Below are 14,194 nucleotides of genomic sequence, written 5' to 3'. Positions count from 1 at the left end.
TCAGGCCCGCTTCCGGTCTCCGGCGGCCAACAGGGCGCTGGGCAGCCCATGGCCGACCACCCTGCTGGCCACCCCGGCCGCGGCGATGGCGGCATTCAGATCGATGCCGGTGTCGATACCGCAGTCACCGAGTAGGTAGACCAGATCTTCGGTGGCGATATTGCCGGTGGCGCCCGGGGCGAATGGACAGCCGCCCAGGCCGCCGGCCGAAGCGTCGAGCCGGGTGATGCCGGCCTGAACCGCCGCGTAGGCGCAGGCCAACCCCGATCCGCGCGTGTTGTGGAAGTGCGCTCCCAGCGGGATGTCACCGATGATCGGCTGCACCGCGGCGATCAGCTCGGTGACTCGCCGGGGAGTGGCCGTGCCGATCGTGTCGGCGATGGCCAGGCGATCGACCCCGAAACCGGTTGCCGAGGCGGCGATGTCGGTGACACGTCCGGATTCGGTCGGGCCGTCGAACGGGCAGTCCCATGCGGTGGCGATGATCACCTCGACTGAGGCGCCGGCGTCGTGAGCGATGCCGGCGATGTCGGCGATGGCTGCGACGGCCTGCGCCGTGGGACGGCCGACGTTGGCGGTGCTGAAGGTGTCCGAGGCGCACACCACGTACTCGATGGATTTCAGGCCGGCGGCCACCGCTCGGGCGGCACCGCCGGGACTGGCGACCAGCGCGGAGAACTCCAGGTCGGGGTAGCGCCACAGCTCGGCGGCAAGCTCAGCGGCGTCGGCGAGGGCCGGGACTTTGGTCGGTGAGACGAAAGAGGTGACCTCTACCTCGCGCACTCCGGTGGCAGCAATGGCGGCCAGCAGTTCGAGCTTGGCGCTCAACGGGATCGGATCTTCGATCTGCAGACCATCGCGCAGCGCGACCTCGCGGATCGCAACCTGGGTGGGTAGTGCGTTCACAGCACCCCCTGGCTGCGCAGCGTGTCCAGCTCGTCGCTGGTCTTGCCCAGTAGGCCGACGTAGACCTCGTCGTTGTGCTGGCCGGGCCGGGCCGACCCGGCGTTGCGGATGGTGCCCGGGCTCTCCGAGAGCACAGGGATGACGCCGGGGCCCAGCACGGTGCGCTCGGCGCCCTCGTCCCAGTGTTCGGCAAGCATGCCGCGGGCCCACAGTTGCGGGTCTTTGACCACTTCGGCGACGGTGTTGATGGGCCCGGCGATCACTCCGGCATCGCTCAGCGCCGCGATGATGGCATCGGGGGCGCGCTGCGCCGCCCATTCGCCGATGATCGAGTCCAGCTCGTCCTGATTGCGGCCGCGCGCACCGTGGTCGGCGAACCGCGGATCGGTTGCCAGCTCCGGCTGTCCGATGACCTGGCAGAGCCGGGCGAACACGCTGTCCTGGTTGGCGGCGATCACCACCCAGCTGCCGTCGGCCGACCGATAGATGTTCGACGGGGCGATGCCCTCCAGCCGGGTGCCCGACGGCCCGCGGACCACGCCGCCGACGTCGTAGTCGGGGATGGTGGATTCCTGGATGGCCAAACAGGATTCCGTCAATGCGACATCGACCACCTGGCCTTGGCCGGTGACCGTGCGCCGGTAGAGGGCGGCCAGTGCACCTTGAGCGGCGAACATGCCCGCGAGGCTGTCGCCAAGCGACAGGGCCAGCCGTGGCGGCGGGCCGCCGGGAAAACCGTTCATGTGCCGCAGCCCGCTGGCGGCCTCGGCGACCGAGGCGTAACCGGCCTTGTGGGCGTCCGGTCCGGTCTGCCCGTAGCCGGAGACCCGAACCAAGATGATGCCCTTGTTGCGCTGGCGCAGGGTGTCATAGCCCAGGCCCCAGCGCTCCAGCGTGCCGGGGCGGAAGTTCTCCACGACGATGTCGGAGTTGTCGATGAGCTCGAGGAACAGCTCGCGGCCTCGGTCGGTACGCAGATCGAGGGTGACGGCCTTCTTATTGCGGGCGTGCACGGTCCAGAAGAAGTGGTGCCCGTCGACCTCGGCCTGTCCCCAGGTGCGCAGCGGGTCGGGTTTGCCGGGCAGCTCGATCTTGATGACCTCGGCGCCCATGTCGCCGAGCAGTCGCCCGGCGAACGGCCCTGAGATCAGGGTGCCCAGCTCCAGTACCCGGATACCGTCGAGTGCGCCGGCCGAAGCTCCGTGCTCGTGAGCGGAAGTCATGCCGACGAGCCTACGAAATCATGTCGGCCCAGCCAATCGCTGACGATCTGCACGGCCTGTCGCAGCGCGTCGCGCTGATCCGGCCCGGCGTAATAGTGGTTGGCGCCGGGGATTTCGTGCATCTCCTTGTCCTCGGTGCCGATCGCCTCGAAGAGCCGGCGGGTGTGGCTGGGCGTGCAGGCGTCGTCGGCCATGTTGCCGATCACCAGTGCGGGCACCGTGATGTCGCGTCCGCAGTCGACCCCGTCGCCGTGCGCGTCGTCGTAGCTCCATTGGGACAGCCAGCTGCGCAGGGTGCAGAACCGCGCCAACCCGACCGGGCTCATGTTGACCACCTCGGGGTCGCCCAGATAGCAGCTGCCGGGGGCGCGTTCGTTGGGGTCGACCGTGGGGTCCAGCCAGCGCGGGTCGGCCATGGTGCCGTGCACCACGAATCCGAACTCTTGATCGGGCTTGCCGGCTTCCTTGAACTCGGCGAGCTTCGCCTTGACCCAGGCAGTGATCCGGCGGTTGCGGGCGATCTGGGCGGCCCGGTAACGCTCCAGGAACTCCGCGGTGTACGGCGGCTGGTTGGGGTTGTCCGGGTTGTAGAGGTCCAGCTCGGGATCACGCTTGGTGGGGTCGGACTCGTCGAGGATCGAGGCGTCCAGCCACTCGGTCAGGGTGCCGTGGCGGCTGATGTGGGCGGCCAGCAGCATCACTCCGTCGGCTGGGATCAGGTTCAGCTTGGTCAGATCGGGCCCGTCACCCGACGGGCTCGACGTCACCGTTGGGCGCTGCGCCTGCTGCTGGTAGAACATCGACAGCGATCCACCGCCGCTCCAGCCGGCCAGCACCACCTTGCGATAGCCGAGCCGGTTCTTGGCGTCTTTGATGCATTCGCCGAGGTCTTCGACGACCTTCTCCATCAGCAGTGCGGAGTCGGTGCCGCGGAATCGGCTGTTGCAGTAGATGACATGGTTGCCGGCGCGGGCCAGGGCGTTGACCATCGGCAGGTAGGCCCCGCCACCGATCGGGTGCATGAACACCAGCACGGTGTCGCTCGGGGCGTCCTTCGGCCGCAGCAGGTAGCTCTCCAGCACCACCAGTTCGGCGACCCCGCCGTAGACGTCGCGAACGCCCGAGTTGTTCTGATAGGCGATCAGATAGGGGATTCGTTCGTAGTCGTGCTTGGCGGTCATGCGTGTTGTCCTAAGTCGGCGGCGAGCACTTCGGGGGAGGGGACCAGGCGACGGCGGGTGTCGATCGCGATGACCTGCCAGTCGATCCGGTCGAAGTCGTCGAATTTGCGGCGGGCCCGCTCCCGGGCCTTCTCCGGTGCGCCGTGATGCACGCCCTGCGGGGCGTGGCTGATCAAGCCCGGTGGCATGGGGACGCCGTAGAGCGAACCGCCGTGGAAGAACGCGATCTCGTCGAAGTCGACGTTGCGGTGATACCAGGGGGTGCGTTCGGTGCCGGCGACCTGTTCGGCGGGTTTGGGCAGGAAGTTCATCACGTAGATCCCGGTCGCCTCCATGAACAGATGCACCGTCGGTGGCAGGTGCACGCTGTCGGAGGTCACCACGTTGTAGTCGGCGATGTTGAACGAGAACGGGAAGTTGTCGCCGCGCCAGCCTTCGACGTCGATCGGGTGGTGCTGGCAGTACAGCGTCGTGGGCCCTCCGTCGTGGATCAGCCTGACCTCGTAGCTTTCGCGGCCGTCGTCATCGATGGGCGCCGGCTCGGGGATGACCACCAGGGAGGGGTCGAACGGGAAGTGCCGGCCCAGTGGCCCGGGTGGCGGAACCCGGAACTCGTCGGTGGCCTCGATCATCAGCAGCGTGGTCTCGGCCGCGGGCAGCTGTCGCCAGGTGGTTGCCTTGGGCAGGTACAGCCAGTCGCCCTCGCGGTAGTCCAGCGGGCCGAATTCGGTCTCCAGCCGGCCCGATCCGGTATGGACGAAGCAGAGCAGGTCACCGTCGACATAACGCACGTGAAATGGCATCTCCGCGGTGCGCCGCGACAGCCGGATGCGGCAGTCGGCATTGCTGAACAGCAGCAGCGGGTCCCCGGCGGCGTCGGTGGCGTCGGTGGGCTGCAGCTGCGGCGCCAGCACGTCGACGGGCCGCAACGGGCCCTCGGCGCGGTAGGCGGTGGGGTCGTTGCGCCGGTACATGTTGGCGGTGCGGCCGGTGAAGCCGCCGCGGCCCAGCTCGTCGTCCTTGAGGCCGTCGAGGTCGGCGTGTATACGACGCGGAGTTGTGCCTTTGCGCAGGTGGACGAAGGATTCCATGGGCGACTCCCGGGGGGCTCATGCAGACAACGGGCCAGAACTAAAAGTAACGTTACTTTTTGTTTTGGTCCCGGGCAAGAGTGCCCGGGCTCAACGGCCGCCGAAACCCGCGGTATCCAACCGGGGAAAAGTGCGCTACTTCAGTTCGGCCGAGGACAGGCCCAGCAACCGGCGGGCCACCACCAGCAGCTGGATCTGCTGGGTGCCCTCGAAAATGTCGAGGATCTTCGAGTCACGGCTCCACTTCTCCAGCAGCAGCTGCTCGGAGTAACCCAGAGTGCCCGCCAATTCGACGGCCTTGAGGGTGATGTCGCTGGCGACCCGGCCGGCTTTGGCCTTGCCCATGGACGCCTCTTTGGAGTTGGGGATGTTGTTGTCGGCCTGCCATGCCGAGCGCAGCGTCAGCAGGTTCGCCGACTCCCAGTCGGCCTCCATCCGCAGGAATTCCGCGGCCGGCGCGCTCTGGGCGTGTGCCGGCTTGTCATAGGAGATCTCGATACCGGCGTCGGTGAGCATCTTGCGCAGCTCCTCGAGTGCGGCGCGTGCCACCCCGACTGCCATGGCGGCCACGATCGGCCGGGTGTTGTCGAAGGTCTCCATCACCCCCGAGAAACTCTTCTCGGTGTTGATCTCCGGGCTGCCCAGCAGGTTGTCCTTGGGAATGCGGGCATTGTCGAACCGGATCACCGCGGTGTCGGACGCCTTGATCCCGAGCTTGTGCTCCAGGCGCTCGACAATGACGCCGGGGTGCTCGCGTGGCACGACGAACGACTTGATCGCCGCTCGCCCCAGGGACTTGTCCAGCGTCGCCCACACCACGATGTGGGTGCATCGCGAACCGGCGGTGACGAAGATCTTCTCGCCGTTGATCACGTACTCGTCCCCGTCGAGGGTCGCCGTCGTGCTCACCGCCGCCGAGTCCGAGCCGAAGCTGGGCTCGGTGATGGCCATCGCCGCCCAGACCTTGCCCAGCCGTTCGAGCTGTTCGTCGGTGGCCACTCCGGAGATCGCCGCGTTGCCGAGCCCCTGGTAGGGCACCGACAACATCAAAGCGACGTCGCCCCAGCTCATCTCGAGCACCTGCAGCATTGCCGCCATGTTGGCGCCGTTGCGGTTGCCGGTCTGCTCGCCGGTGTCGCGGAATGCCTCGGCGCCGGCCATCGCGTTGTCGCCCGTCCGGGAGACTCCCTCGAACAGGGTTTCCAGGGTGTCCAATTCGACCGGGTAGGCGTGCTCGCGCGCGTCGTACTTGCGCGAGATGGGGCGCAGCATTTCCGCGGCCCCGGCGTGGGTCATCTCAACGACTTCCTTCAGCTTGCGGGGCAGTTCCAGATTGATTGCCATGATCAGACTTTCGTGTTCGCAGCGGAGTGTGATTGATGTCTTGGCCGGCCTAGATGACCACTACGCCCTCGGCGACGCCGAGTGCCCGCAGATCGCGATACCAGCGCTCGACCGGGTGTTCCTTGGTGTAGCCGTGGCCGCCGAGCAACTGCACGCCGTCCAGGCCGATCTGCATGCCCTTGTCGGTGGCGATTCGCTTGGCCAGCGCAGCCTCCCGGATGAAGGGCAGGCCCTGCTCGGCCCGTGACGCGCCGCGCCAGGTCAGCAGGCGCAGGCCGTCGAGCTCGATGGCGATGTTGGCGCACATGAACGCCACCGACTGACGGTGGGCGATCGGTTCACCGAACGCCTCACGCTCCTTGATGTAGGGCATAACGTGGTCGAGCACCGCGTGGCTGGTGCCGACCGCCAGCGCGGCCCAGCCCAGCCGGGACAGCGCGATGGCCTGCGAGTAGTCGGCATCGGTGGCGGCGTCCTCGCCGAGGCGCGCGCTCAGCGGCACCGACACCCCGTTGAGCTCGAGCTGGCCCAGGGCGGCAGCGCGCAGGCCCATGCTCGGGTCGGCCTTCACGGTCAGGCCGGGTGTGGAGGACTCGACGATGAACAGCGCGGGCTTGCCGTTCAGCTGTGCGCCCACGATGAACAGCTCGGCGTCGGCGGCGGCCACCACCAACGACTTGACGCCGTCGAGCCGGTAGCCACTGGGTGTGCGCACCGCGGTCGTCTTGAGGTTGGTCGGGTCGAACAGCGGCTGCGGCTCGGCGATCGCGACGCAGGCCTGCGGGACCTTCTCGCCGGCGAACTCGGGAAGGTAGGTGGCCTGCTGGTCGGCACTGCCCCAGTGGGTCAGGGCCGAAGCCACCCCGCCGGGGGCCAGGATCGGCAGCGCCAGGCCCATGTCCCCGTAGCTGAGCGCCTCAGCGACCAGCACGTTGGTGACCGCGGAACGGTGTGCGGCGATCCCGTCGAAGTCCTCCGGGATGTTGATCGCCGTGATGCCCAGCTCGGTGGCCTTGCCGAGCAGCTCGCGCGGGTAGTCAAGGGTCTCGTCGGCATCGTGGGCGGCCGGGCGCAACAGCTCGGCCGCGAACTCCTCGACCGTGTCGATGATCATCTGCTGGTCGTCATCGGGGGTCAGATCGAAGTAGTCGCCGCCCTTGGCGCGGGCGGGGGCGCTGAGCCGCGCCGGAGGCTTGGTCAGGCCCTGGACCTTCTTGAACTGACGGGTGGAGGCTCCGGCGACGGAGAACACCGTCTTGACGCCGTAGTGCAGACCTTTGTTGAGCGGCTGGCGCAGGCCGTAGCGGTCCAGAAACTCCTGGCTGACAATCGGGGTGACCAGTGCCAGTGCAGCCGCGATCGGGCTGCGCTTGTGCCGAACCGACCCGACGCCGCTGGCGCGGCTGTTCAGCGCGACCTTTGAGCCGTTGGTGGCGGGGGCGATATCAGTCATGTCAGAGCCTCACTCGATGGAAGTTATCGATGAGGCCACCTTACTCCGAAGTAAGATGACTCGAAAGTAAGATGTGACGAAGTCGGCAGGCGCCCCCGCCGGACGCCGCTCTACTCGGGGGTCAAAGCCGCCAGCACCTGCTGGTGCAGGGCGGGGTTGGCGGCCACGGCGCAGTTGCCGTGCGGGCCGGGATTACCGGACAGGTCGGTGAACACCCCGCCCGCCTCGCGCACCAGGATGTCGACGGCGGCCAGGTCCCATACCGACACCGCCGGCTCGATGGCGGCGTCCACAGCACCCTCGGCCACCAGGCAGTACGCCCAGAAGTCGCCGTAGGAGCGGGCCCGCCACACCGCCTCGGTCAGGGCCAGGAATTGGTCGCGCAGGCCGCGCGCCGCCCAGTAGTTCAGTCCGGCGAACGTCAGGCTGGAAGAGCCCACATCGGCCACCGAGGACACCGACAGCGGACGGGCTTCAGCGCCGGCGACGGAACCGAAGGCGCCCTGTCCGCGCGTCGCCCACCAGCGCCGGTGCAACGCCGGAGCGCTGACCACGCCGAGGATCGGCACGCCGTCCTCCAGCAATGCGATCAGGGTGGCCCACACCGGTACCCCGCGCACGAAGTTCTTGGTGCCGTCGATCGGGTCGATGATCCATTGGCGCCCAGTGAAAGTGGCGGTGCCCCCGAATTCCTCGCCGAGGATCTCGTCATCGGCGCGCTCAGCGACCAGCACGTCGCGCAGTGCGGTTTCGACCGCCTGGTCGGCGTCGGTCACCGGCGTCAGGTCGGGTTTGGTGTCGACCCGCAGGTCGAGCGCACCGAACCGCGCCAGCGTGATTTCGTCCGCTCGGTCGGCCAGTGCCAGTGCCAGGGTCAGGTCCTGGTGAAGCTGTGAGTCGAGATTGTCGTTGATCTGCGCCATGGCGAAAGTCCTACCATGGCCGCATGTGGGAGTTCGGGGCGCTGCTGTTGCTACTGGCGATTCTGGCGGTGTTCCTGGCGCCCCGGTTCATCCGATCGGGGCCGGGTGGGGATGCCCAGGACGGCACGCTGCTGGTCACCGGGGTCAGTCCCCGGCCGGAGGCAACCGGCGAGCAGTACGTCACCATCACCGGCGTCCTGCATGGGCCCACGGTCGACGAGCACGAGGTCTACCAGCGCTACGCGATCGACGTCAGCAAATGGCCGAGCGTGGGAGACCTCCTGCCGGTTCGGTATTCGCCGCGCAACCCGGACAGGTGGAATCTGATCAGCGCACCAGGGGACTGATCCCCGTCACTGCGACTGCGACTCCGGCAACGGCACCGGGTAGGAGGTCTGGCCCGCACCGTCGCAGTCCGGGCAGGCGTCGCCGGAGTCCGAGCCGTGCCCGATCCGCAGCATCTCGGCGACGTCGGCCAGCTTCACGCGGGGCCGGCCATGCGGCTCACCGGTGGAGCGCTCGTGGGCGTCGATCAGCTGCCAGTGCTCGGCGGTGACCAATTCCGGTTGGCGCGACAGCAGCCACCGGTGCAGTTGCGCGTCGTAGTCAGCGTCGAGGTCGGCGAGCCCGCCCTGCGCTGCCCGGGCCGCCAGATCGGCGGCGAGTGTGTCGACGGTGGCCTGCGAGTCGCTCTTGTTGGAACCGATCACTCCCGAGGGTCCACGTTTGATCCAGCCGACCACGTACTGATTGCTGGTGCTCTCGATGCGCCCGTCGCTGTGCGGAATGGTGCAGCTGCGTTCGTCGAACGGCAATCCCGGCATCGGTACGCCGCGATATCCGACCGAGCGGACCACCAGCTGGGCCGGCAAAACCTCGCGCTCGCCGGTGTCGTGGGCGGTGACCCGCCCGTTCTCGTCGGTGGTCAGCTCGTTGCGCCCCAGCACAATCTCCTCGACCCGGCCGTTGCCGCGAATCTCGATCGGCGAGGTGCAGAACCGGAACACGATCCGGCGGTGGCCCGGGCGGGTCTCCCGTCCGACATAGTTGCGCAGCACTTTGACGTTCTGCCTGGGATGCTTGGCGGCCGCCTCGATGTCCTCGTCGGTGATCCCGGCGAACTCGGCGGCGTCGATCACCACGTCGACGTCGTCGAGTCCCTTGAGGTCGCCCAGTTCACGTAGTTCGGGGCTGGTGAAGGTGGCCTGCAGTGGGCCGCGCCGACCGACGATCACCACCTCTTCGACGCCGCGCGAACCGAGCAGTTCCAGCGCGTGGTCGGCGATATCGGTGCGGCGCAGTTCGTCGGGCTGACTGACCAGAATGCGGGCCACATCCAGGGCCACATTGCCGTTGCCGACCACAATGGCGCGTTTGCAGCTCAGGTCGGGTGCGTGATCGGCGAAGTGCGGATGGGCGTTGTACCAGCCGACGAAGTCGACCGCGGCGACGCTGCCGGGCAGGTCCTCCCCGGGAATGCCCAGTTGTCGATTGGACTGCGCGCCGATCGCGTAGATCACCGCGTCGTAGCGCTCGGCCAGTTCCTCGGGCATCACATGCTCGCCCACGGTGACGTTGCCGTAGAACCGGAATCGCGGATCGGCGGCGGTCTTCTCGAACTGCGCACTGATCGACTTGATCTTCGGGTGATCCGGAGCCACCCCTGAGCGCACCAGACCCCACGGCGTCGGCAGCATCTCGAGCATGTCGACGCGCACGTCGACCTCCCCGCCGGCAGCCAGCTTGAGCAGCGATGCCGCAGCGAAGTAGCCGGAGGGACCGGAGCCCACGATCGCGACGTGGTAGGGCCGCATCCTCGAACCTTCTTTCGGAGTCGGAAGTCGTTCATGCACCCGCGTAACCCCGATGCTAGAGGTCCCACGCCAACGGCCGCCGGTAACCTCGGTAAACGTGGAACCAGACCGCCAGCCTGACATCGACGCCCTCGACGCCACCTTGACCACGGTGGAGCGGGTGGTTGACGTCGACGGACTGCGCAGCCGTATCGACAAACTCGAGCACGAGGCGTCCGACCCGAATCTGTGGGACGACCAGGCTCGGGCCCAACGGGTCACCAGTGAGCTGTCGCACGCGCAGGGGGAGTTGCGCCGAGTTGAGGCGTTGCGCCGGCGCCTCGATGACCTGCCCGTGCTCTACGAGATGGCAGCCGAGGAGGAGGGGGCGGCCGCCGCCGAAGCTCTGGCCGAAGCCGACGCCGAACTCGCCTCGCTGCGAACCGACATCGAAACCATGGAAGTCCGCACCCTGCTCTCGGGTGAGTACGACGAGCGCGAGGCACTGGTCACGATCCGCTCGGGTGCGGGCGGCGTGGACGCCGCGGACTGGGCCGAGATGCTGATGCGCATGTACATCCGCTGGGCCGAGCAGCACAACTACAGCGTCGAGGTGTTCGACACCTCCTACGCCGAAGAGGCCGGGATCAAGAGCGCCACGTTCGCGGTGCACGCGCCCTTCGCCTACGGCACCCTCTCGGTGGAGCAGGGCACCCACCGGCTGGTGCGAATCAGCCCGTTCGACAACCAGGGGCGCCGGCAGACGTCATTCGCCGAGGTCGAGGTGCTGCCGGTGGTGGAGACCACCGACCACATCGATATCCCCGAGGGTGATGTCCGAGTCGACGTCTACCGCTCCAGCGGGCCGGGCGGGCAGTCGGTGAACACCACCGACTCCGCGGTGCGGCTCACCCACATCCCCACCGGAATCGTGGTCACCTGCCAGAACGAGAAATCGCAGTTGCAGAACAAGGTTTCGGCGATGCGGGTGCTGCAGGCCAAGCTGATGGAACGCAAGCGCTCGGAGGAGCGAGCCGAGATGGATGCCCTCAAGGGCGACGGCGGCAGCTCGTGGGGCAACCAGATGCGCTCCTATGTGCTGCACCCGTACCAGATGGTCAAGGATCTGCGCACCGAATACGAAGTCGGCAACCCCGCCGCGGTCCTCGACGGGGACATCGACGGCTTCCTCGAGGCCGGAATCCGGTGGCGCAACAGGCCGGAAGGCGACTAAGGCATGGTCTTGGCCTTCGCCCCGGGACAGCGCTGGCATGACCTGTGGCGCGGTCAGATCGGCGAGTGGATCATCACCAAGGGCCTGCGGATCGTCCTGCTGCTGATCGGCGCGGCACTGGCATCGCGATTCATCGCCTGGGCGGCGCGTCGCGTCACCCGGCGGCTGGAGCGCGGCTTTGCGGCCAGCGATGCGCTGGTGCGTTCAGAAGCCTCCAAGCACCGCCAAGCCGTGGCCTCGGTGATCTCGTGGGTGTCGGTGGTGCTGCTGTGCGTGGTGGTCGCCGTCCAGATCACCAGCATCCTCGACGTTCCGGTCGGTTCGCTGGTGGGGCCCGCCGCGGTGCTGGGTGGCGCGATCGGCTTCGGCGCCCAAAAGCTGGTGCAGGACCTGCTGAGTGGGTTCTTCATCATCACCGAAAAGCAGTACGGGTTCGGCGATCTGGTGCAGCTGGCCATGGCGGGCGCGCCGACCGAGGCGCTGGGGACCGTCGAAGAGGTCACGTTGCGGGTGACCAAGCTGCGCACCCCCAACGGCGAGGTCTACAACGTGCCGAACGGCAATATCGTCCGGTCGTTGAACCTGTCCAAGGACTGGGCGCGCGCCGTCGTCGACATCCCGGTGCCCACCACCGCCGACCTGACCCTGGTCAACGAGGTGCTTCACCAGGTGTGTGTGAATGCCCGCGAGGCCGACGCCCCGCTGCGTGACCTGTTGCTCGACGAGCCGTCGATCATGGGGGTGGAGAGCATCGAGCTCGGTGTGGTCAATCTGCGGATGGTGGCCCGCACGCTGCCCGGAAAGCAATTCGAGGTGGGACGCCGACTGCGCATCCAGGTGGTGCGAGCCCTGGCGTCGGCCGGTGTGGTCACCGCCGGCGACGTGAAGCCGGTGCAGACACTGTGAAACTCAGCATCCGACGGCCCGACGATTCCCCGCAGAAGCCCGGGGAGGCAGAGCGCAAGCACTGGAAAGTGCCGAGCCATCTGTTCGGCGGCCGGGTCCGCACGTCCACGTTGGTGCTGATCATCGCCTTCTTCGCGGTGTGGTGGGTCTACGACACCTATCGCGAGGAGCCGGCGCCGCCGCCCGCCCCGCAGGTGGTGCCGCCGGGATTCGTCCCCGACCCGGCCTATACCTGGGTGCCGCGCACCAAGCTGCAACAGCCGCCGGTGACCATCACCGAGACCGTCACACCAACGCCAACCACGACCGAACCTCCCGGCCCGGCGGAGCCGCCGGGCAGCGAACCGCCGGCCGCGACGTCGGAGCCGGGATTCCCGTTCTGCCCGCCGCTGTGTCCACCGCCCGCCCCGGCCCCGCCCGAGGAAGGACCGAGCCCGCCAGCTCCCGAGGCGCCCCAGGAGGCACCGTCGGATGCCCGCCAGCCCGTGCCTGGCCCGCCTACTCCTGCGTCCCCGGCCGGTCCGGGCGCCTGACACGGCTAAACTTCGTGCCGTGATGATCACGCTCGACCATGTCACCAAGCAGTACAAATCGTCGGCCCGTCCGGCGCTGGACAACATCAACGTCAAGATCGACAAGGGCGAGTTCGTGTTCCTGATCGGCCCGTCCGGCTCGGGCAAGTCGACGTTCATGCGGTTGCTGCTGGCTGAGGAGACGCCCACCTCGGGTGACATTCAGGTGTCGAAGTTTCACGTCAACAAGCTGGCCGGCCGCCATATCCCCAGCCTGCGCCAAGTGCTCGGATGCGTGTTCCAAGACTTCCGGTTGCTGCAGCAGAAGACCGTGTTCGAGAACGTCGCGTTCGCCCTGGAGGTCATCGGCAAGAAGCCGGAGATGATCAACCGGGTTGTCCCCGAGGTGCTGGAGATGGTCGGGTTGTCCGGCAAAGCGAACCGGCTGCCGGGCGAGCTGTCCGGCGGTGAGCAACAGCGGGTGGCGATCGCCCGCGCCTTCGTCAACCGGCCGCTGGTGCTGTTGGCCGACGAGCCGACCGGCAACCTGGACCCGGAAACAAGTGAGGACATCATGGATCTGCTGGAGCGGATCAACCGCACCGGAACCACGGTGCTGATGGCGACCCACGACCACCACATCGTCGACTCGATGCGCCAGCGCGTCGTCGAACTGTCGCTGGGACGACTCGTTCGCGACGAACAGCGCGGGGTCTACGGAATGGACCGCTGACGTGCGCTTTGGATTCCTGTTCAACGAGGTCCTGACCGGCCTGCGGCGCAACGTCACCATGACGGTGGCCATGATCCTCACCACGGCCATCTCCATCGCGCTGTTCGGCGGCGGCCTGCTGGTGGTACGCCTGGCCGACCAGTCCCGCAACATCTACCTCGACCGGGTCGAATCGCAGGTGTTTTTGACCCCCGAGGTCGCTGCCGAAGACCCGAACTGCGAACAGCAGGCGTGCAAGGCGCTGCGGGAGCAGATCGAGAACCGCAATGATGTGAAGTCGGTGCGCTACCTCAACACCGACGACGCGTATGCCGACGCGATCCGCAAGTTCCCCGAGTTCAAGGACGTGGCGAGTAAGGACTCCTTTCCGGCGTCGTTCATCGTCAAGCTGGAGAACCCGGAGCAGAGCAAGGATTTCGACTCCGCGATGCAGAGCCAGCCGGGTGTGCTCAGCGTGCTCAATCAGAAGAAGTTGATCGACCGGCTGTTCGCCGTGCTCGACGGACTAAGTAGTGCCGCGTTCGCGGTCGCGCTGGTGCAGGCGATCGGGGCGGTGCTGTTGATCGCCAACATGGTCCAGGTGGCCGCGTACACCCGGCGCACGGAGGTCTCCATCATGCGGCTGGTGGGCGCCAGCCGCTGGTATACCCAGCTGCCGTTCCTGCTCGAGGCGGTGCTGGCCGCGACGGTGGGTGTGATCATCGCGATCATCGGGTTGATGGTGGTGCGGGCGCTGTTCCTCGACAATGCGCTCAGCCAGTTCTATCAGGCGCATCTGATCGCGCGAATCGACTACGCCGACATCCTCTACATCTCGCCTATCCTGCTGCTGCTGGGCGCGGCGATGGCCGGAGCGACGGCATACGTGACGCTTCGGCTGTATGTGCGGCGATAG

14 protein-coding genes are annotated in these 14,194 nt (G+C 67.4%); 6 read left to right on the top strand and 8 right to left on the bottom strand.

The features are described from left to right. The 7 genes from AWC18_RS11480 to hisN form a co-directional block, all read right to left on the bottom strand. On the bottom strand, positions 1 to 906 hold the full coding sequence (locus AWC18_RS11480) for a hydroxymethylglutaryl-CoA lyase (RefSeq protein ID WP_085138795.1): 906 nt from the start codon (positions 904 to 906) through the stop codon (positions 1 to 3). Then, positions 903 to 2,129, bottom strand: a complete 1,227-nt coding sequence (locus AWC18_RS11475) for a CaiB/BaiF CoA transferase family protein (protein ID WP_085138794.1) — start codon at positions 2,127 to 2,129, stop codon at positions 903 to 905. The genes AWC18_RS11480 and AWC18_RS11475 overlap by 4 nt, the downstream gene beginning before the upstream one ends. After that, positions 2,126 to 3,310: an alpha/beta hydrolase family protein gene (locus AWC18_RS11470; RefSeq protein WP_064999695.1), complete on the bottom strand. Its 1,185-nt coding sequence runs from the start codon at positions 3,308 to 3,310 to the stop codon at positions 2,126 to 2,128. Before AWC18_RS11470 ends, AWC18_RS11475 begins: the two co-directional genes overlap by 4 nt. After that, positions 3,307 to 4,401, bottom strand: a complete 1,095-nt coding sequence (locus AWC18_RS11465; RefSeq protein WP_064999696.1) for a homogentisate 1,2-dioxygenase — start codon at positions 4,399 to 4,401, stop codon at positions 3,307 to 3,309. Before AWC18_RS11465 ends, AWC18_RS11470 begins: the two co-directional genes overlap by 4 nt. 135 nt (positions 4,402 to 4,536) lie before the next feature. Beyond that, the gene (locus AWC18_RS11460; RefSeq protein WP_064999697.1) at positions 4,537 to 5,745 is read right to left on the bottom strand and encodes an acyl-CoA dehydrogenase family protein; all 1,209 of its coding nucleotides are present in this window, start codon (positions 5,743 to 5,745) and stop codon (positions 4,537 to 4,539) included. A 49-nt stretch (positions 5,746 to 5,794) separates the two neighbouring features. Next, complete coding sequence (locus tag AWC18_RS11455) at positions 5,795 to 7,198, bottom strand: acyl-CoA dehydrogenase family protein (protein WP_064999698.1); 1,404 nt, start codon at positions 7,196 to 7,198, stop codon at positions 5,795 to 5,797. A 110-nt stretch (positions 7,199 to 7,308) separates the two neighbouring features. After that, the gene (gene hisN / locus AWC18_RS11450) at positions 7,309 to 8,121 is read right to left on the bottom strand and encodes a histidinol-phosphatase (protein ID WP_064999699.1); all 813 of its coding nucleotides are present in this window, start codon (positions 8,119 to 8,121) and stop codon (positions 7,309 to 7,311) included. Positions 8,122 to 8,144: 23 nt separating this feature from the next. On the opposite strand from hisN, the gene AWC18_RS11445 reads away from it, so the two are divergent. Beyond that, entirely contained in the window at positions 8,145 to 8,468 is a 324-nt protein-coding gene (locus AWC18_RS11445) for a hypothetical protein (RefSeq protein WP_064999700.1), read from the top strand. A 6-nt stretch (positions 8,469 to 8,474) separates the two neighbouring features. Here the strand turns inward: AWC18_RS11445 and AWC18_RS11440 are convergent, their stop codons facing one another. Continuing rightward, a complete protein-coding gene (locus tag AWC18_RS11440; RefSeq protein WP_082961284.1) occupies positions 8,475 to 9,935 on the bottom strand; it encodes an FAD-dependent oxidoreductase in 1,461 nt (486 codons plus the stop codon). 97 nt (positions 9,936 to 10,032) lie between these two features. On the opposite strand from AWC18_RS11440, the gene prfB reads away from it, so the two are divergent. Genes prfB through ftsX form a run of 5 tightly spaced genes read left to right on the top strand, consistent with a single transcriptional unit; the run spans position 10,033 to position 14,194 of the window. Then, positions 10,033 to 11,148 (top strand): peptide chain release factor 2, encoded by a 1,116-nt coding sequence (prfB, locus tag AWC18_RS11435; protein ID WP_085138793.1) that lies wholly within the window; start codon positions 10,033 to 10,035, stop codon positions 11,146 to 11,148. A 3-nt stretch (positions 11,149 to 11,151) separates the two neighbouring features. Continuing rightward, positions 11,152 to 12,054, top strand: a complete 903-nt coding sequence (locus AWC18_RS11430) for a mechanosensitive ion channel family protein (protein ID WP_064999702.1) — start codon at positions 11,152 to 11,154, stop codon at positions 12,052 to 12,054. Next, positions 12,051 to 12,587, top strand: a complete 537-nt coding sequence (locus AWC18_RS11425; RefSeq protein ID WP_085138792.1) for an Rv3103c family proline-rich protein — start codon at positions 12,051 to 12,053, stop codon at positions 12,585 to 12,587. The genes AWC18_RS11430 and AWC18_RS11425 overlap by 4 nt, the downstream gene beginning before the upstream one ends. Before the next feature lie 22 nt (positions 12,588 to 12,609). Continuing rightward, entirely contained in the window at positions 12,610 to 13,299 is a 690-nt protein-coding gene (gene ftsE / locus AWC18_RS11420) for a cell division ATP-binding protein FtsE (RefSeq protein ID WP_064999703.1), read from the top strand. Position 13,300: 1 nt separating this feature from the next. Next, complete coding sequence (gene ftsX, locus AWC18_RS11415; protein ID WP_076048194.1) at positions 13,301 to 14,194, top strand: permease-like cell division protein FtsX; 894 nt, start codon at positions 13,301 to 13,303, stop codon at positions 14,192 to 14,194.

This window comes from Mycolicibacter nonchromogenicus (genome assembly GCF_002101775.1).
Lineage (GTDB): Bacteria > Actinomycetota > Actinomycetes > Mycobacteriales > Mycobacteriaceae > Mycobacterium > Mycobacterium nonchromogenicum.
Note: the sequence above shows the minus strand (reverse complement) of the source record. Positions and strands in the feature narration are given on the sequence as shown.

What these genes read in the sequence shown, in the direction of transcription:
- AWC18_RS11430 (WP_064999702.1), top strand. Translation starts at nt 11,152, where the DNA reads ATGGTCTTGGCCTTCGCCCCGGGACAGCGCTGGCATGACCTGTGGCGC.
- ftsE (WP_064999703.1), top strand. Translation starts at nt 12,610, where the DNA reads ATGATCACGCTCGACCATGTCACCAAGCAGTACAAATCGTCGGCCCGT.
- AWC18_RS11445 (WP_064999700.1), top strand. Translation starts at nt 8,145, where the DNA reads ATGTGGGAGTTCGGGGCGCTGCTGTTGCTACTGGCGATTCTGGCGGTG.
- AWC18_RS11475 (WP_085138794.1), bottom strand. Translation starts at nt 2,129, where the DNA reads ATGACTTCCGCTCACGAGCACGGAGCTTCGGCCGGCGCACTCGACGGT.
- AWC18_RS11460 (WP_064999697.1), bottom strand. Translation starts at nt 5,745, where the DNA reads ATGGCAATCAATCTGGAACTGCCCCGCAAGCTGAAGGAAGTCGTTGAG.
- AWC18_RS11465 (WP_064999696.1), bottom strand. Translation starts at nt 4,401, where the DNA reads ATGGAATCCTTCGTCCACCTGCGCAAAGGCACAACTCCGCGTCGTATA.
- AWC18_RS11455 (WP_064999698.1), bottom strand. Translation starts at nt 7,198, where the DNA reads ATGACTGATATCGCCCCCGCCACCAACGGCTCAAAGGTCGCGCTGAAC.
- AWC18_RS11470 (WP_064999695.1), bottom strand. Translation starts at nt 3,310, where the DNA reads ATGACCGCCAAGCACGACTACGAACGAATCCCCTATCTGATCGCCTAT.
- hisN (WP_064999699.1), bottom strand. Translation starts at nt 8,121, where the DNA reads ATGGCGCAGATCAACGACAATCTCGACTCACAGCTTCACCAGGACCTG.
- AWC18_RS11440 (WP_082961284.1), bottom strand. Translation starts at nt 9,935, where the DNA reads ATGCGGCCCTACCACGTCGCGATCGTGGGCTCCGGTCCCTCCGGCTAC.